Annotated in this window: 1 protein-coding gene; it reads right to left on the bottom strand. The window is 77.4% G+C overall.

Annotated elements, in window-relative coordinates; translation table 11 throughout:
- On the bottom strand, positions 1-1,749 hold a 1,749-nt coding region (locus tag NUM_RS37980), incomplete at both ends, for a histone H1-like repetitive region-containing protein (RefSeq protein ID WP_370467046.1).

Here is a 1,749-nt window from a genome sequence, read left to right as displayed (position 1 = left end):
GCTCGCGGCGGAGGCGGTACGGCTCGCCGCCGGCCGCCGCGCCGCCGAGCCGCGTGCCGCGCCCGTTCGACCGGCCGGCTTGCGCGCCGTGCCGCCACGCGCGGCCGACCTACCCGCAGGCGCCTTGCGCGCCCCGGTTCGCCGGCCGGCCGGCGCCCGCTTCGCCACCGACCTCCGCGCCGGAGCACGACTCGCCGCCGACTTCCGCCCGGGAGTTCGACTCGCCGCCGGCTTCCGGCCGGCAGCACGGCTCGCCGCCGACTTCCGCGCGGGAGCGCGCTTCGCCGCGGTCCGATGGGCGGGTGCCCGGGTGGCCGCACTCCTGCGTGTGGTACTGCTCGTGCGCCCCGTACTGGTGCGCGGCGCGCTCTTGCGTGCGGCGCTCGTCCGCGCGCTGGTCCCGGTGCCCGTCGACTTTCGTGCCGGAGCACGCTTGGCCGTCGACTTCCGTGCCGGAGCACGCTTGGCGGCCGACTTTCGCGCCGGAGCACGCTTCGTCGCGCTGCCCGCCCGCTTCGCCGCCGCCGTTCGGGCCGCCGTCGTACGGGCGGTCGTCTTGCGTGCCGCTGCCCTGGTCGCCGGCGCACGTTTGGCCGCCGACTTCCGTGCCGGAGCACGCTTCGCGACACTCCGGGTACCCGCCCGCTTCGTCGCGGACTTCCATGCCGCCGTCCGGCGAGCGGTCGTGGCGCGGGCCGCCGTCCTCGTCGCGGGCGCGCGCTTGGCCGCGGACTTGCGGGCCGGTGCGCGCTTGCTGGCCGACGTGCGGGCGCCGCTCGCCCGCCCGGTGGCGGACTTCCGCGCGGTCGTCGTACGGCCCGCCGTGCTCTTGCGAGCCGCCGTCTTCCGGGTTGCCGCGGTCTTCCGGGCCGGCGTGGTCTTCCGGGTGGCCGTGCGCGCCGTCGTGCTCCGCGCGCCGGTCCTCGTCGCCGGTGCACGCTTCGCCGTGGTCTTGCGCGCGGTCGTGCGTTTCGCGGCGGTGGCCCGCTTGGCCGCCGGGCGCGTCGTGGTCCGGGCCGTCGAGCTCGCCCGCTTCGCCGTGGCGCGCTTGGCCGGGGCGGCCCGCTTCGTGGCGGTGGCCCGCTTGGCCGTGGTCTTGCGCGCGGTGGTCGCCTTGCTGGCGGCCGTCTTGCGCGCCGTGGTCGCCTTGCGGGCGGTCGTCTTACGCGCGGTGCTCGCCCGGGTGGCGGTCTTGCGCGCCGTGCCCGGCCTGGTCGTCGCCTTGCGCGCGGTGCCGGCACGGGCGGTCGTCGTGCGCGTGGTGGCGCGCTTCGGCGGTGTCGCCCGCTTGGCGGTGGTGCGCTTCGTGGCGGTCTTGCGAGCCGCCGTGGCGCGGCTGGTCGTGCTCCGTTTGGCCGGCGCAGCCCGCTTCGTCGTGGTGCGCTTCGCCGCGGTGGCCCGCTTGGTAGCCGTGGCCCGCTTGGTAGCCGTCGCGCGCTTGGTCGCCGTGGTCCGCTTGGTAGCCGTCGCGCGCTTGGTAGGCGTGGCCCGTTTGGTAGCCGTCGCGCGCTTGGTAGGCGTCGCACGCTTGGTGGCCGTGGCCCGCTTGGTAGCCGTGGCCTTCTTGGTCGCTGTCGCGCGCTTGGTCGTGGCCGGCCGCGTGGCCGCCGTTGTGCGCTTGGTCGCGGCCGGCCGCTTGGCGGCGGTCGCGCGCTTGGTTGTGGTGGCCCGCTTCGCTGTGGTGGCCCGCTTCGCCGTGGTGGCCCGCTTCGCCGTGGTGGCCCGCTTCGCCGTGGTGGCCCGCTTCGC

The sequence above is a fragment of the Actinocatenispora comari genome (assembly GCF_017312725.1).
Classification (GTDB): Bacteria; Actinomycetota; Actinomycetes; order Mycobacteriales; family Micromonosporaceae; genus Actinocatenispora; species Actinocatenispora comari.
The sequence above is the reverse complement of the archived record's forward strand: the minus strand, read 5'-3'. Positions and strand labels throughout refer to the sequence as shown.